Annotated in this window: 15 protein-coding genes and 2 pseudogenes; 9 read left to right on the top strand and 8 right to left on the bottom strand. The window is 65.3% G+C overall.

Features of this window, described 5'->3' with window-relative positions:
- The 7 genes from MK313_RS05515 to MK313_RS05485 form a co-directional block, all read left to right on the top strand.
- On the top strand, positions 1-959 hold a 959-nt coding region (locus MK313_RS05515), incomplete at its 5' end, for an ABC transporter substrate-binding protein (RefSeq protein ID WP_287780395.1).
- A gap of 95 nt (positions 960-1,054) precedes the next feature.
- Entirely contained in the window at positions 1,055-2,032 is a 978-nt protein-coding gene (locus tag MK313_RS05510; RefSeq protein WP_008944860.1) for an ABC transporter permease, read from the top strand.
- 13 nt (positions 2,033-2,045) lie between these two features.
- Positions 2,046-3,017 (top strand): ABC transporter permease, encoded by a 972-nt coding sequence (locus MK313_RS05505; protein WP_008944861.1) that lies wholly within the window; start codon positions 2,046-2,048, stop codon positions 3,015-3,017.
- A gap of 12 nt (positions 3,018-3,029) precedes the next feature.
- Positions 3,030-4,022 carry an ABC transporter ATP-binding protein gene (locus MK313_RS05500; protein WP_237740191.1) on the top strand — a complete coding sequence of 331 codons (993 nt, stop codon included), beginning with the start codon at positions 3,030-3,032 and terminating at the stop codon, positions 4,020-4,022.
- Complete coding sequence (locus tag MK313_RS05495; protein WP_287780394.1) at positions 4,015-5,058, top strand: ABC transporter ATP-binding protein; 1,044 nt, start codon at positions 4,015-4,017, stop codon at positions 5,056-5,058. The genes MK313_RS05500 and MK313_RS05495 overlap by 8 nt, the downstream gene beginning before the upstream one ends.
- 119 nt (positions 5,059-5,177) lie before the next feature.
- Positions 5,178-6,404 carry a metal-dependent hydrolase family protein gene (locus tag MK313_RS05490; protein WP_287780393.1) on the top strand — a complete coding sequence of 409 codons (1,227 nt, stop codon included), beginning with the start codon at positions 5,178-5,180 and terminating at the stop codon, positions 6,402-6,404.
- Positions 6,405-6,432: 28 nt separating this feature from the next.
- Positions 6,433-7,608: a M20 aminoacylase family protein gene (locus tag MK313_RS05485; protein ID WP_287780392.1), complete on the top strand. Its 1,176-nt coding sequence runs from the start codon at positions 6,433-6,435 to the stop codon at positions 7,606-7,608.
- A gap of 15 nt (positions 7,609-7,623) precedes the next feature.
- Here MK313_RS05485 and MK313_RS05480 read toward each other — a convergent pair whose 3' ends face one another.
- The 4 genes and pseudogenes from MK313_RS05480 to MK313_RS05465 form a co-directional block, all read right to left on the bottom strand.
- On the bottom strand, positions 7,624-7,911 hold the full coding sequence (locus MK313_RS05480; RefSeq protein ID WP_287780391.1) for a HigA family addiction module antitoxin: 288 nt from the start codon (positions 7,909-7,911) through the stop codon (positions 7,624-7,626).
- A 13-nt stretch (positions 7,912-7,924) separates the two neighbouring features.
- Positions 7,925-8,208, bottom strand: a pseudogene (locus MK313_RS05475) (type II toxin-antitoxin system RelE/ParE family toxin).
- Between the two features lie 33 nt (positions 8,209-8,241).
- The gene (locus tag MK313_RS05470; protein ID WP_287780390.1) at positions 8,242-9,255 is read right to left on the bottom strand and encodes an aldo/keto reductase; all 1,014 of its coding nucleotides are present in this window, start codon (positions 9,253-9,255) and stop codon (positions 8,242-8,244) included.
- A gap of 11 nt (positions 9,256-9,266) precedes the next feature.
- On the bottom strand, positions 9,267-9,650 hold the full coding sequence (locus MK313_RS05465) for a hypothetical protein (RefSeq protein ID WP_287780389.1): 384 nt from the start codon (positions 9,648-9,650) through the stop codon (positions 9,267-9,269).
- A gap of 158 nt (positions 9,651-9,808) precedes the next feature.
- On the opposite strand from MK313_RS05465, the pseudogene MK313_RS05460 reads away from it, so the two are divergent.
- Positions 9,809-10,222, top strand: a pseudogene (locus MK313_RS05460) (DedA family protein); the annotation flags it as partial.
- A 201-nt stretch (positions 10,223-10,423) separates the two neighbouring features.
- Here the strand turns inward: MK313_RS05460 and MK313_RS05455 are convergent.
- The 4 genes from MK313_RS05455 to MK313_RS05440 all read right to left on the bottom strand — a co-directional run bounded on the left by MK313_RS05455 (position 10,424) and on the right by MK313_RS05440 (position 15,127).
- Positions 10,424-11,386 carry an ABC transporter permease gene (locus MK313_RS05455; RefSeq protein WP_287780388.1) on the bottom strand — a complete coding sequence of 321 codons (963 nt, stop codon included), beginning with the start codon at positions 11,384-11,386 and terminating at the stop codon, positions 10,424-10,426.
- Positions 11,383-12,342, bottom strand: a complete 960-nt coding sequence (locus tag MK313_RS05450) for an ABC transporter permease (protein WP_287780387.1) — start codon at positions 12,340-12,342, stop codon at positions 11,383-11,385. The genes MK313_RS05455 and MK313_RS05450 overlap by 4 nt, the downstream gene beginning before the upstream one ends.
- A 25-nt stretch (positions 12,343-12,367) precedes the next feature.
- Positions 12,368-14,056: a peptide ABC transporter substrate-binding protein gene (locus MK313_RS05445; RefSeq protein WP_287780386.1), complete on the bottom strand. Its 1,689-nt coding sequence runs from the start codon at positions 14,054-14,056 to the stop codon at positions 12,368-12,370.
- A 408-nt stretch (positions 14,057-14,464) separates the two neighbouring features.
- A complete protein-coding gene (locus tag MK313_RS05440) occupies positions 14,465-15,127 on the bottom strand; it encodes an orotate phosphoribosyltransferase (protein WP_121217339.1) in 663 nt (220 codons plus the stop codon).
- Between the two features lie 102 nt (positions 15,128-15,229).
- On the opposite strand from MK313_RS05440, the gene MK313_RS05435 reads away from it, so the two are divergent.
- Positions 15,230-15,970, top strand: coding sequence for a hypothetical protein (locus MK313_RS05435; RefSeq protein ID WP_287780385.1), 741 nt, complete (start codon positions 15,230-15,232; stop codon positions 15,968-15,970).
- Positions 15,971-16,016: the final 46 nt, after the last annotated feature.

Below are 16,016 nucleotides of genomic sequence, written 5' to 3'. Positions count from 1 at the left end.
GATGGTGGGGCATGCCGAGCCACAAGCTGACCAAGGCCATCTTCACCCCGATCGGTAATGACGCGACCCGCGTGGCCGCGCTGCTGTCTGGCGAGATCGACCTGATGTACCCGGTGCCGCTGCAGGACGTGAAGCGCATCGACAGCTCCAGCAGCGCCAAGGTCCTGCAGGGGCCGGAGCTGCGCACCATCTTCCTGGGCTTCGACCAGCATCGTGACGAGCTGCTCGACATGCCGGGCACCGGCAAGAACCCGTTCAAGGACAAGAAGGTCCGTCAGGCCTTCTACCAGGCCGTGGACATGGAAGCGATCAAGCGCGTCGTGATGCGCGGCGCCTCGGCCAATACGGCGCTGATGATTGCCCCGGGCATCAACGGCTTCGACAAGGCGCTGAACGACCGCTACCCGTATGATCCGGAAGCGGCCAAGAAGCTGCTGGCGGAAGCCGGCTATCCGAACGGCTTCCCGGTCACGCTGGATTGCCCGAACGACCGTTATGTGAACGACGAGGCGATCTGTCTGGCCGTCGTGCCGATGCTGAAGCGCATCGGGATCGACATCAAGCTGAACGCCCAGACCAAGTCGCTGCATTTCGACAAGATCGGCGCCAAGCAGAACTGGAACACCAGCTTCTACATGCTGGGCTGGACGCCGGGCAGCTACGACGCGCTGAACCTGCTGGAGAACATCATCACGCTGGACGGCAAGGGCCAGGGCACCTGGAACTCGGGCCGTTACACCAACCCGCGTGTTGAGGAACTGACCGACCTGATCCGGGTCGAGACCAACCAGGAAAAGCGCAACGCTATGATCAGCGAGGCCATGAAGATCCATAAGGAAGACTTCGGCCACCTGCCGCTGCATCAGCAGGCGCTTGCCTGGGGCGTCGCCAACACCGTCGCCGAGGTGAAGCAGCGTCCGCAGAACGACGTGGACATCCGCTACGTCACCATGAAGTAAGGCGCCAGCCGGGAGTAGTACGGCCCGGACCTCCCACGGTCCGGGCCGTCGCTCTTTCGGCGGCCGACCCAGCTCCGTTTTTCAGGCACGGCGAAATGTTCGCTTTCATCATCCGACGTCTGCTCCAGTCACTTTTCGTGATGCTGGCGGTGGCGTTCATCTCCTTCTCGCTGTTCAATTTCGTCGGCGACCCGGTCAACAACATGATGGGTCAGGAGGCGACCGCCGAGCAGCGCGAGGAATTGCGCAGGGAACTCGGGCTCGACCAGCCATTCCCGATCCAGTTCGCCCGTTTCGTCGGCAATGCCGTGCAGGGCGATTTCGGCGTCTCCTACCGGCTGAGCCGCCCGGTCTCGGATGTCATCGCCACGCGCCTGCCGGCGACGCTGGAGCTGGTGTTCGTCGCCGCCGTGCTGGCCCTGGCCATCGGCGTGCCGCTGGGCGTCTATACCGGCCTGCACCGCCACGGAACGATCAGCAAGATATTGCTGACAGCCTCGCTCATAGGCATTTCCCTGCCGACCTTCCTGATCGGCATCATCCTCATCCTGATCTTCGCGGTCTGGCTTGGCTGGCTGCCCTCCTTCGGGCGCGGGCCGACGGTCGATCTGGGCTGGTGGACGACCAATTTCCTCACCGTCGGTGGCTGGCAGGCGCTGATCATGCCGTCGATCACGCTGTGCCTGTTCCAGCTGACGCTGATCATGCGCCTGGTGCGCGCCGAGATGATGGAGGTGCTGCGCACCGACTACATCAAGTTCGCGCGCGCCCGCGGCCTTTCCAACCGGGCGGTGAATTTCGGCCATGCGCTGAAGAACACGATGGTGCCGGTCATCACCATCACTGGCCTGCAGATCGGCTCGCTGATCGCCTTCGCCATCATCACCGAGACGGTGTTCCAGTGGCCCGGCATGGGATTGCTGTTCCTGCAGGCGATCCAGTTCGTCGATATTCCCGTCATGGCGGCCTATCTCTGCCTGGTCGCCTTCATCTTCGTGGTCATCAACCTGATGGTCGATATGCTCTATTACGTCGTCGATCCGCGCCTGCGCGTCGAGCGCGGCGGGCATTGAGGGAGGGCAAACCATGGCCGATACCAATATGACCGACGATCTCGGCGCCGCCCGCAGCCTGTGGTTCCGCATCAGCGACGGTGCGCGCCGTTTCTTCGATGGCGATGTGTTCTACAGCTTCAAGCGCTCACCCGTCGTGATCGTCGCCTTCGTGGTGACGATGCTGTTCTTCCTGCTGGCCTTCCTGGCCCCCTGGATTGCGCCGCACAACACCTATGACGTGGTTACGCTGAACCTGATGGATGCCTTCCGGCCGCCAGTGTGGGAGGCAGGGGGAGACCCCAGCTACCTGCTGGGCACCGACGATCAGGGTCGCGACGTGTTCTCCACCATCATGTTCGGCGCGCGCGTGTCGCTGACGGTGGGCTTCCTGTCGGTCATCCTGGCGATGGTGATGGGCATCGTGCTGGGCCTCGTCGCCGGCTATTTCGGCGGCGTCACCGATGCCGTCATCATGCGCATCGCCGATGTGCAGCTCAGCTTCCCGGCCATCCTGATCGTGCTGCTGATCGACGGCTTCACCCGCTCTCTGCTGCCGCGCGGCATGCATGAGGAGATCGCCCTCGTCATCCTTGTGCTGGCCATCGCCTTTGCCAACTGGGTGCAGTTCGCGCGTACCGTGCGCGGATCGTGCCTGGTCGAGAAGAACAAGGAATATGTGCAGGCGGCCCGCGTGATCGGCCTGCATCCGGCCCTCATCCTGATCCGGCATGTGCTGCCGAACGTGATGAGTCCGGTGCTGGTCATCGCCACCATCAGCCTGGCCATCGCCATCCTGACCGAGGCGACGCTGTCCTTCCTGGGCGTCGGCGTGCCGCCGACCCAGCCCTCACTGGGCACGCTGATCCGCATCGGCAACGACTTCCTGTTCTCCGGCGAATGGTGGATGACCATCTTCCCCGGCGCGGCACTGGTGATCCTGGTGCTGGCCGTGAACCTGCTGGGCGACTGGCTGCGCGACGCCCTTAACCCGAAGCTGCGATAGGACATGCCGGAAATGCCCCAGAGCACCGACAAGCCGCTGCTCCAGGTCCGCGATCTGAAAATCGAGTTCCCGACCCGGCGCGGTATCCTCACCGCCGTCGATGGCATCAGCTTCGACATCATGCCCGGCGAGGTGCTGGGCGTGGTCGGCGAATCCGGTGCCGGCAAGTCACTGACCGGCGCCGCTGTCATCGGCCTGCTGGAGCCGCCGGGCCGCATCGCGGCCGGCAGCATCACGCTGGATGGAAGGCGGATCGACAATCTGCCCTATGAGGAGATGCGCAAGATCCGCGGCCGCAAGATCGGCGCCATCTTCCAGGATCCGCTGACCAGCCTGAACCCGCTCTATTCCGTGGGGCGGCAGCTGACCGAGACGATCCAGACCCATACCGACATGACGGACAAGCAGGCGCGCGACCGTGCCATCGAGCTGTTGTCCGATGTCGGCATCCCGGCGCCGGAACGCCGCATCGACCATTACCCGCACCAGTTCTCCGGCGGCATGCGGCAGCGTGTGGTGATTGCGCTGGCACTGGCGGTGAACCCGACGCTGGTGATCGCCGACGAGCCGACCACGGCGCTGGACGTGTCGATCCAGGCGCAGATCATCGCGCTGCTGAAGCGGCTGTGCCGGGAGCATGGCACGGCGGTCATGCTGGTCACCCACGATATGGGCGTGATCGCGGAGACGGCGGACCGGGTGGCGGTCATGTATGCCGGCCGCATTGCCGAGATTGGCCCGGTGAAGGACGTCATCAAGCGCGCCAAGCACCCCTATACGCATGGGTTGATGGGCTCGATCCCGATGATCGGCCACGATATCGAGCAGCTGACCCAGATCGATGGCGCCATGCCGCGCCTGACCGACATCCCGCAGGGCTGCGCCTTCAACCCGCGCTGCCCCAAGGTGTTCGACAAATGCCGCGTCGAGCGGCCGGAGCTGATTGCCGTGGAGAAGACGGACGTGGCCTGCTGGCTGTACGAGAAGGAGGCGGTCCATGGCTGAGAACGCCGCCCTGAAAACCCAGGCTGCCGATGCCGGCCCGGTGCTGGCTGCCCGTGACCTGGCGCGCTATTTCGACGTGTCGCCGCCGCTGCTGAACCGCGTCATCGAGGGCGTGCCGCGCCAGACGCTGAAGGCGGTGGATGGGGTGAATTTCGAGATCGCGCGCGGTGAGACCTTCTCGCTGGTCGGCGAATCGGGGTGCGGCAAATCCACCGTGGCGCGCCTCGTGGTCGGCCTCTATACCCCGACACGTGGCGACCTGATCTTCGAGGGGCAGAACATCGCCGGCCTGACGCGCAAGCAGATGGCCCCGATGCGCCGCAAGATGCAGATGATCTTCCAGGACCCCTATGCCTCGCTCAATCCGCGCTGGCGGGTGGTGGACATCATCGCCGAGCCGCTGCGCTTCTTCGGGCTGACCTCCGGCGAGGCGGAAACCCAGAAGCGGGTGGGGGAGCTGCTGAATTTCGTTGGCCTGTCGGCCAAGGACGGCGTGAAGTATCCTCACGAATTCTCCGGCGGCCAGCGCCAGCGCATCTCGATTGCCCGCGCGCTCGCCAGCAATCCGGAATTCCTGGTGTGCGATGAGCCGACCTCGGCGCTGGACGTCTCGGTGCAGGCGCAGATCCTGAACCTGATGAAGGAACTTCAGCGCGAGCTGAACCTCACCTACCTGTTCATCAGCCACAACCTTGCCGTCGTCTATCACATGTCGAACCATGTCGGCGTGATGTATCTGGGCAAGCTGGTGGAGGTGGCGCCGGCGCGCGTGCTGTTCGCCAAGCCGCGCCATCCCTATACCAAGCTGCTGCTGGACACGATCCCCGACCTGGACATGAAGGGGGCGGAGCGTGCGCCGGTTGCGGGCGAGGTGCCGAACCCGATTAACCCGCCCAGCGGCTGCGCCTTCCATCCACGCTGCCCCTTCGCCAATGACCGCTGCAAGCGTGAGGCGCCGCAGGCCATCGCCCTGCCGGACGGCGCAAAGATCGCCTGCCACGGCGTCGAGGAAGGCCGTATCCCCACGGCTGCCTGAGGCTAGGCAGCCGGGGATATGAACATGCCGCAGCCCAGCCTTGCGGCTGTTGGGGCGGCATTGCCGGACGCTATGGCCTAGTCTGAAATGGCCGATTTAAGAGAAGAAGGAACAGGGATATGAGCATGCTTTTCCTGGGCGCGCAGATCATCGACGGCGCCGGCAAGGCGCTGAAGGATCACGGGTTGATGGTCGAGGGCGGCAAGATCGCCCGGATCGCCCCGGCGGGTGAATTCGCCGGCTATGCTGGCCAGACCGTGGACGCCAAGGGAATGACCCTGCTGCCCGGCCTGATCGACTGCCATGTCCATCTCTGCATGGGGGCGGAGGGCAATCCCAGCATCTTCGTGCAGACCGCGCGGCCCGACCAGATCGCCATCCGCGCGCTGGAGCATGCGCAGATCACGCTGCGCGGCGGCGTGACCGCCGTGCGCGACTGCGGTGGCAAGGATTATCTGGAATTCGGCGTGCGCGATGCCTGCAATGCCGGCAAGCAGCTGGGCCCGACGATCCGCGCCGCCGGCCGCATGATCTGCATGACCGGCGGTCACGGCAACCGCTATGGCCGCATCGCCGACGGCGTTGACGATGTGGTGAAGGCGGTGCGCGAGCAGGTGCATGCCGGCTCCGACCTCATCAAGATCATGGCCACCGGCGGTGTGATGACTCCAGGCGTGAACCCGGAGGACGCGCATTACTCGCCGGAGGAGCTGGCCGCCGGCATCGCCGAGGGGCACCGCTTCCACAAGACCTGCGCCAGCCACGCCCAGGGCGAGGAGGGCATCCTGAACGCGGTGCGCGGCGGGATCGATTCCATCGAGCACGGTATCTTCCTGACGCAGCAATGCATCGACGAGATGCTGCCGCGCGGCACCTACATTGTGCCCACCCTGGCAGCGGTGAACAATATCGTCGCCAACAAGGATAATGGCGTGCCGCCCTATGCCTATGAGAAGGCAGCGCGCGTGGCCGAACGGCACAAGCAGTCGATTCTGATGTTCTACAAGGCGGGCGGCAACCTCGCCATGGGCACCGATGCCGGCACGCCCTACAACAAGCATGGCGAGAACGCGAAGGAGCTGGAATACATGACGGAGATCGGCATCTCCGCGATGGATTCCATCACCATCTCCACGAAGAACGCCGCCGACCTGATGCGGTTGTCCGATCGGGGCACCCTCGCCGAGGGGCTGGCCGCCGACCTGCTGCTGGTGAAGGGCGATCCGCTCAGTGACATCAAGGCCGCTTCGCGCGCCGAGAATCATGTCATGGTGCTGAAGAACGGTATCGCCGCGCTCGACCGCCGGCCGGGTGGCGTCTCCGCCTTCCCGATGGCGGCGGAGTAATCCGAGAGAGACTGGGGAGGGCCAGATCATGCCGATCATCAACCGTATCGCCGACTTCCAGGACGAGATGACCGCCTGGCGGCATCACATCCACACCCACCCGGAAACCGCCTTCGAGGAGCACAAGACCAGCGCCTTTGTCGCGGAGAAGCTGGAATCCTTCGGCATCGAGGTGCATCGCGGCCTCGCCGGCACCGGCATTGTCGGCAAGCTGACGGGCGGCAACGGCTCCGGCCGGGCCATCGGCCTGCGTGCCGACATGGATGCGCTGGACGTGCACGAGAAGAACGATTTCGACCACAAGTCACAGCATGAGGGCAAGATGCATGCGTGCGGCCATGACGGCCACACCACCATGCTGCTGGGGGCGGCCAAGTACCTGTCCGAGACGAAGAATTTCGACGGCACGGTCTATTTCATCTTCCAGCCGGCGGAAGAGAATGAGGGCGGCGGCCGGGTCATGGTGGAGGACGGGCTGTTCGAGAAGTTCCCGGTCGAGCAGGTCTATGGCATGCACAACTGGCCCGGCCTCGATGTCGGCAAGATGGCGGTGCGCACCGGGCCGATGATGGCCTCGTTCGATATTTTCGAGATCACCGTGAAGGGCAAGGGCGCGCATGGCGCCATGCCGCATATGGGCGTGGATTCGGTGGTGACCGCCTCGCAGATCGTGAACGCGCTGCAGACCATCGCCAGCCGCAACACCCATCCGCTGGATGCGGTGGTGGTCAGCGTCACGCAGATCCATGGCGGCGACGCCTACAATGTGCTGCCGGACGAGGTGGTGCTGCGCGGCACCACGCGCAGCTTCCGCCCGGAAGTGCAGGACAGCATCGAGCCGGCGATGCGCCGCATCGTGGACGGCATCTGCCAGACTATGGGGGCGACCGCCACGGTGAAGTATGAGCGCCGCTACCCGCCGACGATCAACACCGCGCCGGAGACCGAGATCGCGGCCAGGGTCGCGGCCCAGGTTGTCGGCGACGGCAATGTGCATGACGATCTGATGCCCTCCATGGGGTCGGAGGATTTCGCCTTCATGCTGCAGCAGAAGCCGGGCAGCTATGTCTGGATCGGCAATGGCTCGACCGAGGGCGGCTGCATGCTGCACAACCCGCATTACGACTTCAATGACGGCGTGCTGCCGATCGGCGCCAGCTACTGGGCGAAGCTGGTCGAGACCACGCTGGGCAAGGCGGCGTAGGGCAACAGGGCTGGATCACGCAGCGTCGAGCGGAACGATGCGGGCGATATCCGGCCCCTTTTCCCGCTCGACCTGTTCCAGATCGTAGCGTGCCTGCAAATTCATCCAGAAGGCCGGGCTGGTGCCGAAATAGCGGCCCAGTCTTGCCGCCGTATCGGCGGTGATGCCCCGTCGCTCATGCAGGATTTCCGACAGGCGGGTCTGCGGCACGCCGATGGCCTTGGCCAGCCGGTAGGCGGTCAGGCCCATCGGGGTCAGAAATTCCTCGCGCAGCACTTCCCCGGGATGAATATTGGGAAGCATGCCTGCCTGTTTATCAGCCGTGATAATCGACAATCTCAACCTCCCGCGCGCCATCGCCATCCCAGACGAAACAGATCCGCCACTGATCGTTGATGCGAATGCTGTACTGCCCGGCACGGTCACCTTTCAGAGCTTCCAGCCGGTTGCCGGGAGGAACACGCAATTCCTCAAGCGCCGTCGCGGCATCCAGCATACGCAGCTTGCGCCGGGCAATCCGCTGAATGTCCGTCGGCAGCCGTCTGGCGAAGTGTCCCAGCCAGATTGACTCCGCATCGCGATTGCAAAGCTCTTCAGCATAATAACGTCAAGCGTTACTGACGAAAAGCGTTATTATGCCCCCGTCCGCACCACGCGGCCCTCGATGGGGTAGCTGGGGTCGCTGTAGCCGGGCGTGGAGGGGTGGCCGATGGGCACCAGACTGTCCACCAGCGCCTCATCCTCGGCGTCGAAGCGGTAGGACAGCGCCTCCACATAGCCCAGCCAGTGGTCCATGGTGCGCGGCCCGGCGATGGTGGCGGTGACGAACTGATTGTTCAGCACCCAGTTGACGGCGAAGCCGATGGCGGTGGTGCCCTTCTTCTCGGCATGGGCCTTCAGGGTCTGCGCGATGACCATGGATTCGCGCCGCCATTCGGTCTGCATCATGCGCTTGTCCTGGCGTGCCGCGCGGCTGTCGTTCGGCGGCGGGGAATCCGGCAGGTACTTGCCGGTCAGGATGCCGCGCGCCAGCGGGCTGTAGGGCACCACGCCCAGCCCGTAGTGATTGCAGGCCGGCAGATGCTCGACCTCCGGCATGCGGTTCATGGCGTTGTAGTAGGGCTGGCTGACCACCGGGCGGTCGATGCCGGCCTCGCCGGTCAGGCGGCAGATCTCTGCTACCCGCCAGGAGCGGAAATTCGACAGGCCGAAATGGCGAATCTTGCCGGCGCGCACCAGCATCTCGATCGCGCGCACGGTCTCGTCCAGCGGTGTCGTCAGGTCTTCCTTATGCAGGTACAGGATGTCGATATGGTCGGTGCCGAGGCGCTTCAGGCTGGCCTCGGCTGCCTGCAGCACCCAGCGCCGCGACAGGCCGCGTTCGTTCGGGCCCGGCCCCATCGGGTTGGCCAGCTTGGTTGCCAGTACCCAGCAGTCGCGGTCGGCCTTGATGGTGCGGCCGACGACACGCTCCGACTCGCCCTCATTATAGGCGTCGGCAGTATCGATGAAATTGACGCCGCGGTCACGGGCATCGGCGATGATGGCGGCGGAATCCGCCTCGTTCGTCGGGCCGCCGAACATCATGGTGCCGAGGCACAGCGGCGAGACCTTCAGGCCGCTGCGGCCCAGATTGCGGTATTCCATGGTTTCTCTCCCTATCGGCAGTCCGCCGTGTAGCGCCAGCCTTCTTCCTGCTGGCGCGCGTTGATATCGATGGCATGGCTGGTCGTGGTGTAGCAGTTGAACAGCGGCAGCCCCAGGAAGTTCACCAGCACCAGCGAGATGCGGTTGCCGCCATAGGTCGTGCCGACCAGGCAGGATTCGACCTGCCGGTTACGCTCCAGCCGGAAGGTGAAGCGCTCGCGCGATTGCAGCACCACGCGGCCATAGAGCGTCACCGGCGAGCGGTTGCGCAGCAGGAAGCAGATCTTGCCGGTGGCGCCGATACCGGGTGACGCAGGAGTCTGCGCCTGCGCCGGCCGGTCGGAGGCGGCGAGGGCAAGCAGGACAAGGGCAAGGAAGAAAGCGGCGGATTTCATGGCTGCCATTGAAGCGCAGAGCGGCGATGCGAACAAGCGGGCGCTGGGCGCGTTATAGAAGAAGAGCGCCCGTTGGTTGCCATCGACTGAATTAATTGGATTTTAAGAATGGCGGGCGCATATCTTCACCACGCACTCTCCAGGACAGGCCCGCCCCCATGCTTTCGGAAATGATCGCGAAATACGGTTATCTCGCGGTTTTCGTCGGGACATTCTTCGAGGGCGAGACCATCCTGGTTCTGGGCGGCTTCGCGGCGCATCGTGGCTATCTGGAACTTCCCTATGTGATGCTGGCGGCCTTCGTCGGCACCTTCCTTGGCGACCAGCTCTACTATTTCATCGGCCGGCGCTGGGGTGTTCGCCTGCTCGACAAGCGCCCGCGCTGGCGCGAGCGCTCGGCCAAGGCGATGGCGCTGCTGCACAAGTACGACGTCATCTTCATCCTCAGCTTCCGCTTCATCTATGGCGTGCGCTCGGTCAGCCCCTTCGTCATCGGGATGAGCGGCATCAGCCCGATGCGCTTCATGCCGCTGAACCTGATCGCGGCCTTCATCTGGGCGATTGCCGTCGGCCTGCTGGGCTATCTGTTCGGCGAGGTGTTCCAGATGTACCTGGCCGAGATCAAGCAGTACGAATTCTACATTCTGGGCGGTATCGCCGGCATCGGCCTGCTGCTGTGGGGCCGCAACCTGATGCGCGGCCGGCGCCGCAAGCGCTGGCGGGAGATGCTGGCCGGTGCCCGTGTCCGGAAAGAGGCCCGCATGGCCGAACGCTCAGCGGCGAACGACGCCTCTTCCAGCGCCTCGTCCGCCACCTCGTCCGGCCCGGGGGTCGAAGGCGTCCTGCAGCCCGTCGCCCAGGAAGTTGAAGGCGATGACGGTCAGAAAGATCAGCAGGCCGGGGTAGAGGGCGAGCGCCGTGCGCTGCCATAGCGTTTCCTGCGCGCCGGTCAGCATGGCGCCCCAGCTCGCCACCGGCGGCTGGATGCCGAGGCCCAGGAAGCTCAACACCGATTCCAGCAGGATCACATTGCCGACCGACAGGGTGGTGGCGACCAGCAGCGGCGACAGTGCGTTTGGCAGGATATGGCGGAACATGATGCGCGCCGCCGTGGCGCCCTGCGCACGCGCCGCCTCCACGAAGGCGCGTTCCTTCAGCGACAGGGTGGCGCCGCGCACCAGCCGCGCCGTGGTCGTCCAGCCGACCAGTGCGATGATGGCGACGATGCGGTAGAGGCTGAGATGCTCCGACTGCGCCACGCTGTCCGGCAGGCCCAGCTTGGCCGGATCGATGGCCGCCAGCACGATCAGCAGCGGCAGCATGGGCAGCGAGATCACCCCGTCCGCCAGCCGCATCAGCACGGCGTCCAGCCGCCCGCCCAGATAGCCGGCGGCAACGCCCAGCACCGCGCCGATGCTGGCCGCCATCAGCGCCGCGACGATGCCGACGAACAGTGATACCCGCGCGCCATAGAGCAGCCGCAGCAGCAGATCGCGGCCCAGCTCGTCCGTGCCCAGCCAGTGCTCGGAGGAGGGTGGAGCCAGCCGGCCGAACAGATTTACCGCCGCCGCGTCCAGCCCCAGTGCCCGCTCGATCAGCGGGGCAGCCAGCGCGAGGATGGCCAGCAGGATCAGCAGCGCAAGGCTGGCCAGCGCCAGCCGGTGCCGGCGGAAGCGCCGCCAGACCAGCACCGCCGGGCGTTCCATGGCCGGGGCGAGTGAGGTATCGGCACTCATGCGTAGGAAATCCGGGGGTCCAGCTTCGCATAGCCGATATCGGCGGCGAGGTTTGCCAGCAGCGTCACCAGCGTCGCGAACAGCAGCCCGACCAGCGCCAGATTATAGTCATTGTTCATGATCGCGTCGTAGATCAGCTTGCCCATGCCGGGCTGGGCGAACATGGTCTCGGTGATCAGCGCGCCGGAGAACAGGGTGCCGAAATCCAGCGCCAGGATGGTGACCACCGGGATCAGCGCGTTGCGCACGCCGTGCCGCCACAGCACGCGCGCCTCGCCGGCGCCCTTGGCGCGGGCGGTGCGGATATAATCCTCGCGCATCGCCTCGATCAGGGACGCCCGCAGATAGCGCGTGAGGCCGGCAAGGCTGGCCAGCGTCAGGGTGATGACTGGCAGCACCAGATAGGGCAGCCGGTCGGCAAGGCCGGGATTCTCCATGCCCGCAGGCGCGGCACCGCCCGCCGGCAGCCAGCCCAGCGTGACGGCGAACAGCATGATCAGCAGCAGCGCCAGCCAGAAGGGCGGGACGGAGATGCCGGCGAAGCAGAACAGGTTCACGATGCGGTCGGCTAGCGAGCCCGGCCGGCTGGCCGCCAGCACGCCCAGCGGCAGGGCGATGGCTATGGCCAGCACGAAGCTGGCCCCCATAAGCAGCAGCGTGTTGCCGAGGCGCGGCACCAGCACTTCCAGCACCGGCCGGGAGAATTGCCGGGAGTAGCCGAAATCGCCGCTCAGCGCTGCTGAGGCCCAGTTGGCATAGCGCTCCAGGATCGGCCGATCCAGCCCGTACAGCGCCTTCAGCCGGGCGATGTCGGCGCTGGTCAGGTTCGGGTCGGCCTGGATCATCAGGTCGATGGGGTCGCCCGGCATCAGCCCCAGCAATCCATAGATGATGAAGGACATGACGATCAGAACGCCGATGCCCTGCAGCAGCCGCCGGACGATATAGGCCTGCATCAGCGGGCCGGCAGGTGGGGGCGGGTCACTCCGCCGCGCGCCATTGCTCGACCCACAGCGTCGTCGGGTACTGGTGGCCGGTCGGGGTGATGCCCTCCAGCCAGCGCGGCATCACATAGGCGTCGGAGCGGAAATAGAGCGGGATGACCGGCAACTCGGTGGCGTAGATTTCCTGCAGCCGCGACCACATGGGCCGGCGCTTCTCGCGCTCCAGCTCGACCTCCAGCCGGTCGATGAGGCGGTCCATCTCTTCATTGCGGAAGCCGGGATTGTTCTGGCCGCTCCAGCCATTCTCGGCACTCGGAATCTGCGAGGAATGCAGCGTGGTGCGCGGCACCGATTCCGGCGCGCTGATCCATGCATACATGGCAAGGCCGGTGAATTTCCGCTTCGTCACCGTCTCGCCGAAGAACACGCGGGCCGGCTCGTTGCGGATGCGGATATCCACGCCCGCCTGCCGCCATTGCGCCTGCAGCGCCTGCTGCACCAGCTCCCGCGTCCGGTTGCCCGCCGTGGTCATGAACTCCAGCGTCAGCTTCTCGCCCTTGGCGTTCTGGCGGATGCCGCCGGCGCCGCGCGTCCAGCCGGCCTCGTCGAGCAGGGCTGCCGCCAGCTTCGGGTCATAGGCATAGGTTGGCGTGGCCGCATCATGTACCCAGTCCAGCGGGTTCACATTGGAATGGGCGACCGGTTGCTTGCCGCCGAACAGCTGGCGGTCGATGGCCTGCCGGTCTATGGCGTGGATCAGTGCCCGGCGCACGCGGATATCTGCCAGCACCGGATTGTCCAGCATCAGATCGATATGTTCGTAGATCAGGCCGGGCTTGTAGGCGATCTTGAACCGCTCGCCATGGCGTTTCTCGAAGGCCAGCGCCTGGTCCAGCGGCAGACCAAGCTCGCCGGAGATATAGTCGATGTCGCCGGCCAGCAGATTGGCCTCCAGCGCCGCCGTATTCTCGATGACGCGGACGACGATGCGGCTGAAATGCGGCGTCTTGCCCCACCAGTGCGGGTTGCGCTCCAGCGTGATGTGGCTGCCGGGGGCAACCTGGGTGACGCGGTAGGGGCCGTTATACAGGCCGGGATTGGTCGGGTTGGTGTCGTACAGCGTGCGGCGGCGATATTCCGCCGGCTCCGCCATCGGCGTTTCCTCCAGATGGGCCGGCAGCAAATCCAGCCCGTTGATGGCGTTGTAGTTGAACGACAGCCGGTCGAGGGTGAGGGTGAAAGTTTTGTCGTCTTTCGCCTCGATATCGAGGATACGGCGGAAGGTCTCCTGGTTGGCGACGCCGCTCTGCGGTGTCTTTCCCACCGTCCAGGTGAAGATCACATCCTTCGTCGTGACCGGCGTGCCGTCGCCCCATTTGGCGTTAGGGTGCAGCGTGTAGGTGAGGCGGATGCCCTGGGTGCCGCCGGCATCGTTCGGCTTGTCGAGAGCGAAGGGGACGGCGCCGCCATTCTCGATGGTCGGCAGGCCGGTGCAGAGCATGCACATCAGCTGCCAATCCGGGCCATAGGTGGTGATCGGCCGCCGCGCCATGCCCAGCACGTAGGACTTCGCCATCATGGCGTCGATCAGCGGGTTCAGCGTGGAGGGAAACTGCGTGATGCCGATGACCAGCTCGTCCTTCGGCTTCGCCTGCGCCGCCGGTCCGCTGACCGTCAGGCAGAGCGCGAACAGCGCCAGAAAACCGAGACTTATCAGCCGCTTCATCGCCATTCCTTCGCTGCCATCCTTATCTTCTTGCATGTGAAGGAGTATAGCAGCCGTGATCCGGCGCGACAGGGGCGCGTACTAACTTCGGCGGGTATTTTTTGAATAAGCGCTCATACATTTCCCTCGTCATGGTCGGACTTGATCCGACCATCCAGCAGGTGGAAGCCTGGACCCCCGGCACAAGGCCGGGGGTGACGGGCGGAGGAGATGGCGAGTATCAGCGCGCCTGGCGGCAGGGGCGGTTCATTGCGCTGCCCTATGCTTCGAGACGCCGGCTTCCAGCCGGCTCCTCAGCATGAGGTCACCAGAAGGCTCTGTCGGAGTTCCTGTGCTCCCCTCGTCCTGAGGAGTCTGCGTTAGCAGGCGTCTCGAAGGACATCGGGGGCATACTCTCGCCCCTTGGGCTCACCCCTTCGCGCGGTTTTCCGCCCAGCCGTCCGGGTCCTTCAGGAAGCTGCGCACCTGGTCGAGCTGGTCCTTGGTGTAGCCGCGCCGCTCGGCGGCCAGCAGCACATCGGCCCAGGTCGCCAGCTCGTGCAGGGCCACGCCCTGCTCGGTCAGCTTGGCGACCCCTTCCGGGAACACGCCGTAATGGAACACGACGAAGCAGTGCGCCACCTCGGCCCCGGCAGTGCGCAGCGCCTCGACGAAGTTCAGCTTGCTGCCGCCATCGGTCGCAAGGTCTTCCACCAGCAGCACGCGCTGGCCTTCTCTGATTTCACCTTCGATCTGAGCATTGCGCCCGAAGCCTTTGGGTTTCTTGCGAACATAGAGCATCGGCAGGCCCATCCGTTCGGCGATCCAGGCGGCGAAGGGGATACCCGCCGTCTCGCCGCCGGCCACCGCGTCAAAGCCCTCGAAGCCGGCAATGCGGCCCATCTTCTCCACGCCCATGTCCATCAGCTTGGCGCGGGCGCGCGGGAAGCTGATGATCTTGCGGCAATCGACATAGACCGGGCTGAGCCGGCCGGAGGTGAAGGTGAAGGGTTCCTCCGGGCGGATGTGGATCGCCTTGATGTCCAGCAGGATGTCGGCGGTGATCTCGGCCCAGCTCTTGGTATCAGTCATTGTGTCCTCGCGCGGTTTCGCGCCAAGACAGCCCAGGACGCGCCCGCCGTCAAGCACGGCCTGCGTCTGGTTCCCCTGTAACGGTTGGAGTATTTTCCGGGCATGATCTCCGATCCCGATATTCTGGCCGCCTACCATGCCGAAGGGCGCGGCATCCTCTACCGCTACCGCCGACACCGCGGTGCGTGGCGACCGCATCTGGAAGCGGCGAAACAGGTCATTATGGAGGCGGTGGCGGCGTGCCCGGGCCGGGAGAGTGTCGCCGTGCTTGGCTCCGGCGCACTGCTCGACGTGCCGCTGGGCGATCTTCTGGCGACGTTCCGCCGGGTCGTGCTGGTCGATGTCGCGCATCCCTGGCGGGTCAGGCTGCGCGCCGCGCTGACCCCGCGTCTTACGCTGCTGGATGCCGACCTGACCGGCCTCGGCGGGCGGCCATCCCCCGGCATGGAGCCGCCATCGCCGCCCGATCTGCCGGCGGTGCGCGGCGCCGATCTGGTGATCTCCCTCAATCTGATGTCGCAGCTAGCCTATGTGCCGGTTAGCCAGCTGGAAAGGCTGGGCCAGACGGAGGAGCAGACCGACGCCTTCGCCGCCGGGCTGGTGCGCGCGCATCTCGACTGGCTGCGCCGCCTGCCGGGGCGGGTGTGCCTCGTCACCGACGTGAAGCGCATCGTGCTGGACCCGCAGGGCGGGGTGATCGGCGAGATCGACCCGCTCTATGGGCTTTCTCTGCCGGCGGGCGGCACCGAATGGAGCTGGGACATCGCCCCGATTGGCGAGATGGCGCCGGACTATGCGGTGCGGCACCGGGTATGCGGCTATAGCGATTTGCCGAAGGGCTGAAAGCGGCTAGCATCGGGGCAAGCATCCGAAAGAAAAGAGGAAACCG

The sequence above is a fragment of the Oceanibaculum sp. genome, assembly GCF_022449305.1.
GTDB lineage: Bacteria > Pseudomonadota > Alphaproteobacteria > Oceanibaculales > Oceanibaculaceae > Oceanibaculum > Oceanibaculum indicum.
This window is presented reverse-complemented; position numbering and strand designations above follow the sequence as displayed.